The organism is Paraburkholderia sp. USG1, from assembly GCF_031570135.1.
In the GTDB taxonomy this organism is placed as follows: domain Bacteria; phylum Pseudomonadota; class Gammaproteobacteria; order Burkholderiales; family Burkholderiaceae; genus Paraburkholderia; species Paraburkholderia dioscoreae.
Genome location: NZ_JAMWXW010000032.1, coordinates 98,541 through 105,508, shown reverse-complemented (window position 1 = coordinate 105,508; position 6,968 = coordinate 98,541). Strand labels below are relative to the sequence as shown.

4 protein-coding genes are annotated in these 6,968 nt (G+C 63.8%); 1 reads left to right on the top strand and 3 read right to left on the bottom strand.

Features of this window, described 5'->3' with window-relative positions; genetic code table 11:
• Nucleotides 1-456 precede the first annotated feature (456 nt).
• On the top strand, nucleotides 457-1,389 hold the full coding sequence (locus tag NE850_RS31935; RefSeq protein ID WP_007177060.1) for a flagellar brake protein: 933 nt from the start codon (nucleotides 457-459) through the stop codon (nucleotides 1,387-1,389).
• Nucleotides 1,390-1,428: 39 nt separating this feature from the next.
• On the opposite strand, the gene NE850_RS31930 is transcribed toward NE850_RS31935, so the two are convergent.
• From NE850_RS31930 to cobN, 3 genes are all read right to left on the bottom strand, one after another.
• Entirely contained in the window at nucleotides 1,429-2,019 is a 591-nt protein-coding gene (locus NE850_RS31930; RefSeq protein WP_007177059.1) for a VWA domain-containing protein, read from the bottom strand.
• A gap of 80 nt (nucleotides 2,020-2,099) precedes the next feature.
• Nucleotides 2,100-3,167 carry an ATP-binding protein gene (locus NE850_RS31925; RefSeq protein ID WP_007177058.1) on the bottom strand — a complete coding sequence of 356 codons (1,068 nt, stop codon included), beginning with the start codon at nucleotides 3,165-3,167 and terminating at the stop codon, nucleotides 2,100-2,102.
• Nucleotides 3,164-6,967, bottom strand: coding sequence for a cobaltochelatase subunit CobN (gene cobN, locus NE850_RS31920; RefSeq protein WP_007177057.1), 3,804 nt, complete (start codon nucleotides 6,965-6,967; stop codon nucleotides 3,164-3,166). The genes NE850_RS31925 and cobN overlap by 4 nt, the downstream gene beginning before the upstream one ends.
• Between the last annotated feature and the right edge of the window lies 1 nt (nucleotide 6,968).

Genomic DNA, 6,968 nt, shown 5'->3' with positions numbered 1-6,968 from the left:
TGTTAATTTTTAAAGATCGGTTACGCATTCACCACCGAACCGCCACCACCGCAATTGCCAACCTCACAACCACCCGGCACCGCTTCGTTCTGCGTCGCTGCATCAGCAGCAGAGAAACGAGATTATGGAGAGCGAGCGACAGGTCGTCAACCCCCTTCGCGGAATATTTTTCAGAAAGTCGAGAGTAACGAAATGAGTCATCATCACTACACCATCAAATTAGTTAGCCATCCGATTTAATTGTGAGCCAGCGAGGCAATCACACTTCCGACGACCTGACCATGATCGGCGAATGCACCTCTCGCTAACCGACCAGGCAATGAGCGCCCTCACTCCAATATAGTCCCCACCACACAACAAAGAAGCGGCGAAAGAAACGAAAGCCCCCGCGAAACTAAAGTTTCCCTCCTGACAGCCGTCAACCGAGATATCCCGCCACTCAAATAGCCGCCGACCATGGACAATCCAGTCGAGGAACACTCCCCCGCCGGACAAACGTCAACTCTGAATCTGGATAACGTTCCGGTAGGCATCCCCCTCGAGTGGCCGATCGTCGACGCCGACGGCACGCTCCTGTTCGCCGCTAGCACCATTCTCGCGACCACGGACGAGCGCAACTTCCTGTTCGGCCACTTCCACCCGCAACGCGGCGACTTGCTGGACGCGGCCACGCAACCGACGCGCGAATCAGACGCCCACGCGGACCCCGGCAGTCCACTGACGCTCAAGGACATGCATCTGGAAATCGGTGCCTTGATCGGTGTGCGCCCGCAGGTCGGCAGCGGCGCGCCGATGCATCCGTGCCGCATCATCGGCTTCGCACCGAACCATGCGCTCTTCGTCACGCCGCCAATGCACGACGGCCGCATGCTTCCACTGGGTCTCGGCGAAAACATTGAAATCGTCGCGATAGCCAGCCATGCCGTGTTCCGTTTCGTCTGCACGATCGAGGCGATCTGCCGCTCACCGTTCGATTACGTCGTGTTATCGAAGCCCGGCGTGATCCGTCGCCTGCGCGAACGCAAGTCGATCCGCGTCCGCACGCATCTCGCGGTGCGTTTCGGCATCGGTCAAAGCGGCGAGTCGTATGAAGGACTCGGACTCGCGAAAGGCGTCAGCGCGCTCGGCATGTCGCTGGCCGCCTCGTGGACCCTGGGCGCCGTCGGCGACCGGTTGCGACTCGCGTTCCGTCTGAAATCGAAAGATCGCGATACGGAGATCGAAACCACAGCCGTGATCCGTAATGTGCAGCAAGGCAGCGGGCCGGGCACGCCTTCGACTCATGGACTCGAACTCGATCAACTCGACGCGACCCAGCAAATGGCGATGAAAGTCTTCGTGTTCGACCGCCAGGACGACGTGGTGTATTGGTCGAGCGGCTTGAAATAAATCCGCGCGGGACAGTGAGCGGTACAGCGCACCCGTCGCTCAGCTCATTAATTCTTCCGGCGTAAAGCGCCGCGCGCCCCACGCGTCGGCGAGCAATTCGCAACGGCCGAGCCGTATCGCCTCACGCTCGAAATCGACGACCACGACTTCGTCCGCGTCGAGCGGGCGCGCGGGCATGTCACGCGTACGGCCATCGGTCAGGATCCATAGCCAGCGTTGCTGCGCGGGCTTGCTGCGCGCACTGCGCTCCAGCAGTTGACCCGCTTGCCGAACGCCCGCCGTCAGAGGCGTGCCGCCACCGCCTCCCACAGGACTCAGCCACCGCTCGTTCCACCAGCGCGGCACCGCGGGACCGAATCGCACATCCGCCCCCGCACCGCCGAAACAGACCAGGGCGGCCTCGGCACGCGCGGCGCTCGCGTGGTCGAACAGGGCGATCAACAATCCCTTGGCGAGCGCGAGGCGCTGTCCGGCCAGCATGGAGCCCGAGCAATCGAGTACGAAACAATGAAGCACGCCGCCGCGCGGCGCCTCGCGCATGAAGCGCAAATGCTCGGTCCGCAACGCGTCCTGCCGCTTCGCGGCGAGTGTCCGGGGCCAGGCGATGCGCTTGCCCGGCGCCGCACCCAAGTGGCTGCGCGCACCCGCACCCGCACCTTGCTGCCATCGAAAACCGCTGCGCGAGTCAGCGGCGGTGCCTTTCCGATGGCTCAGCGTTTTTTTACGTTGAGCGGTATGACGCCTTTGACATGCGTGGTCGCGCTCGGCTCGGGCGCCAGGTAGCCCCAATCGCTATCGCCGGAAGCGTCAGCCGACAGCGCTTCCCCTTGCACAGATGAAGATGAAGACGCAGACGACCGCTCCAAAGCACCAGCGGAAGCGTCATCCTCACGCGCATCACGATCCGCTTGCGACTCGCGAGAATGCCGCCGATGAACCAGCACCGCCTCCGCAACCCGATCGACATGCGCCGCCGTCACCGTTGCAGCCTGTTCGAACGCCGCCAACGCACGCGCCGCGCGCAGCATCACGAGATCGGCGCGTAAGCCGTCCACGGCGGCATCGATACACAACGCGCTGACACGCGCATGCACGGCTTCGTCGAATGCGAGTTGCGGCAGTGCGGCGCGCGCCGCATGAATCTGCTGCACATAAGCCGCCTGTTGTTGCGCGTAACCCGCCCGGAAACCCTGCGGATCGAGATCGAACGCCAAGCGTGCCTTCACGATCGCCTGACGCACGCGCGGCTCGAAACAGTTCTGCAACTCGACCATCAGCCCGAAACGGTCGATCAATTGCGGCCGCAATTCACCCTCTTCAGGATTCATCGTGCCGATCAGCACGAAGCTCGCGTCGTGGCTATGCGACACGCCATCGCGTTCGACGGTATTCACGCCACTCGACGCCGCATCGAGCAAGGCATCGACGAGCACGTCGGGCAGCAGGTTGACTTCGTCCACATACAGCACGCCGCGGTGCGCCTTCGCGAGCAGACCAGGCGAGAAATGCACCGAGCCGTCGCGCAGCACGGCTTCGATATCGAGCGTGCCGATCAAACGATCTTCGCTCGCGCCAAGCGGCAGATTCACCAGTTGCCCTTCCGGCAACAACTCGGCCAGCGCCCGCGCCGCGGTCGACTTGGCCGTACCGCGCGGCCCCGTGACCAGCACGCCGCTCAGCGCCGGATCGATGGCAGCCAGCAACAGCGCCTGTTGCAAGGGCGCCTGGCCGATCAGCGCGGCAAATGGAAAAACGGGCCGCTGGGCTGCTGAATTCATGGGTGCATTCCTTCAATCTGCTGCTCGCTCGCGAGCAGATGCTGTTCGACCTGCGCGCGATAGTCGCCCGGCGCCTGCCATAATCCGCGCTGCATGGCTTCGAGCAAACGCTCGCAAATCGAATGCAACGCGTGCGGGTTGTGCCGCTGCAAGAACTCGCGGGTGTCAGCGTCGTTCAGATACGCATCGGTCACGAGCGCATATTGATGATCCGCGATCACGCGCGCGGTCGCATCGTAACCGTACAGATAGTCGACGGTCGCGGCGATTTCGGCCGCGCCCTTATAACCGTGGCGCTTCACGCCATCGAGCCATTTCGGATTGACCACGCGCGAGCGGATCACGCGCGCGATCTCCTCGTGTAGCGTGCGCACGCGCGGCGCGGCGGGATTGCTGTGATCGGCGTGGTACACGCTCGGCTGATTGCCGGCCAGATGCCGCACCGCGGCGACCATGCCGCCCTGGAACTGGTAGTAGTCGTTCGAATCGAGCAGGTCGTGCTCGCGGCTGTCCTGGTTCTGCAGCACCACATCCAGCGCGGCGAGGCGCGCACTGAACGCATGACGTGCTTCTTCGCCCGCGCTCTTTTGCGTGTACGCGTAACCGCCCCATGCCTGATAGGCGTTCGCCAGATCCGCGTCGGTCTGCCATTGCTGCGAGTCGATCATGTCCTGCAAACCCGCGCCGTAAGCGCCGGGCCGCGCGCTGAACACACGCCACCCGGCGCGCTTGCGCGCTTCGCCGGCGTCCATGCCGCGCGCGATGAGCGCGTCGCGTTCGCGCAGCACGCGCGCGCGAATCGGGTTCAGGTCTTCGGGCTCGTCGAGTTCCGCTACTGCCTGCACGGCGGCGTCGAACAGATGCATGACGTTGGCGAAAGCGTCGCGGAAGAAACCGGAAACACGCAAGGTGACGTCGATACGCGGCCGGTCGAACACCTCGATCGGCATGATTTCGAAATCGGTCACACGGTGACTGCCGGGCGCCCATTTCGGCCGCACGCCGAGCAACGCGAGCGCCTGGGCGATATCGTCTCCGCCCGTGCGCATGGTCGCGGTGCCCCACACGGAGAGGCCGATGGCGCGCGGATAATCGCCCTTCTCCTGCAAATGCCGTTCGATCAGTTGCTGCGCGGATTTCAATCCGAGCGACCAGGCAGCTTGCGTGGGAATGGCGCGCGTGTCGACCGAATAGAAGTTGCGGCCGGTGGGCAGCACATCGGGCCGTCCACGCGAGGGCGAACCGCTCGGCCCAGGCGGCACGAAACGCCCTTCGAGGCCGCGCTTCAGCTGAAGCATTTCCTGCGGGCCGCAAGCATCGAGCCTCGGCAACACGTCGGCACGCAATCGCTCGATTACGCGCTCCGCCTGCGGCAAGCCGTCGACGAACAACGCCGCCGAAGCGTCCGGTTGATCACCGCACACGCCGCGCAACAGCGACGCCGCCAGCAACTCCAGCCGTTCACGCGTATCGCCGCAGTGCCGCCACGGCGCATCGCTCACACGCTGCAATACATCCGGACGCGGGCCGTCCCACACCGCCGACCAATCCACCGACAACGGATCGAACAGATGGTCCATCTGCAGATCGCGTGCCAGCGCATCGATCAAGCCAGCCTTGCCACCCTGCCCGTCGCCAACAGGAAAACGCCCCAGCGCCAGCAACGTATCGCGCCGTTGCACACCGCCAGGCGATTGACCGAACGTATGCAAGCCATCGCGAATCTGCGCTTCCTTCAACTCGCACAGCCATGCATCGACACGCGTGAGCAGCGCATCCTCATCGTTTTGCCCGTTCGGTTCCGCGAGACTCAGTTCCTCATGCAACCGGTGTTCGACAATGGTCGCCAGAATCGTACGCCGCAACAGCTTCGAGCGGCGCGGGTCGACCATCAGCGCTTCATAGTATTCGTCGACCTGACGCTCCAGATCCTGCAGCGGCCCATAACTTTCGGCGCGCGTGAGCGGCGGCATCAGGTGATCGATGATGACCGCCTGCGCGCGGCGTTTCGCCTGGCTGCCCTCGCCCGGATCGTTGACGATGAACGGATACAGATGCGGCATCGGCCCGAGAATGAGATCGGGCCAGCACGCGTCGCTCAACGCGACGCTCTTGCCGGGCAGCCATTCGAGATTGCCGTGCTTGCCGACATGCACGATTGCGTCGATACCGAACTGGTGACGCAACCAGAAATAGAACGCCAGATAGGCATGCGGCGGCACGAGGTCGGCGTCGTGATAGCTGGCGTAATCGCCCTCCTCGCGCGAACGCAACGGTTGAATGCCGACGAACACCTGCCCGCAACGCAAGCCCGCGATCATGAAGCGGCCGCGCCGCAGCGTCGGATCCTGTTCGGGCGTGCCCCAACGCGCGTTCAATGCCTGCCGCGCCTCAGCGGGTAAAGCGTTGAAATGCACGAGATAGTCGTCGAGCGCGAGGCTTTGCAGCGCGGGACGCAGATCACGTACCCCCGGATCGTTGGTCACGCCTTCGGTGAGCTTTTTCAGCAGCGCGTCGCCGTTCGCGGGCAAGTCGGCAAGACGATAGCCTTCGTCGCGCAGCATCGACAGAATGCCGACTACCGAAGCCGGCGTATCGAGTCCCACGCCGTTGCCAATGCGCCCTTCGCTCATCGGATAGTTGGCGAGGATTAGCGCGAGCTTTTTGTCCGCGTTATCCAGTGAACGCAGACGGCACCAGCGCCGGCTCAGTTCGGCAAGAAAACCCACGCGCTCGACGTCCGGCTGATAACGCACCACGTCGACCTGGGTGTGCGGACAACGGTATGCGAGCCCCTTGAAACTGATCGCGCGCGTAATGATGCGGCCGTCCACTTCCGGCAGCGCGATATGCATGGCGATATCGCGCGAATTGAGGCCTTGATTGTCCTTCACCCAATCCTCGCGATTACCGCCGCTCAGGATCACCTGGAACACGGGGGCGTCGCCGGCGAGCGCGAGCGGCTCGGGGTCGTCGATCGCGGACGCGGCGAAGGCGGTCGTATTCAGCACCAGCGCGACATTGTGCTCAGCGCACAGCGATTGCACCACTTCGCGGCTCAGCGCATCTTTGAGCGAGGTGATCGCAATCGGCAGCGGATTCAGACCTTGCGACTCGAGCGCGTCGATCAACGCGTCGAACACGGCCGTATTGGCTGCCTGCAGATGCGCCTTGTAGAACAGGATCGCCGCGACCGGCGCGTTCCGTTGCCAGCGCGCCTGCCAGTCGGCGATAGTCGGTGTGTCGCGGCCGGGATGATAGAGCGTCGCGGCAGGCAACGCGCGCGGCGGCGCAGGCTCGCGCCCCCAGCCGAATGCGCGATGCGCGATACAGCGCAGGAACGCTTCGGCATTCTGCGGGCCGCCTTCGCGCAGATAGCGCCAGAGCTGATGGCACAGATCGGCGCTGGCGGTGCTGCGCGCAAGCAGGTTCGGATCTTCCTGCAGATCGCCGGAGAACATCGCGAGCGTCTGCTGTTTGCGCTCGGCGAGCGCCACCACCTGCTCGATGCCGTAAGGCCAATACGCTTCGCCGCCGAGGTGATCGACCACCACCACACGCGCATGCTGCAAGACGTCTTCGACGTAGAAATCGACCGAGGCCGGTTGCCGCAAATACGTGACGTTCGCGAGCCGCACGCTAGGAAAACCCTCGCCCAGACGCGGAAAAACACTCGCGAGCAGCGACAGCGTGGTATCGGCGGAACTCAGCACCACGATATCGGCGGGCTGCTGATCGATGCGGATCACGCCTTGCGTATCGTCGACAAAACCGCCCGGCGTGGTGCGCAACAGATGCATG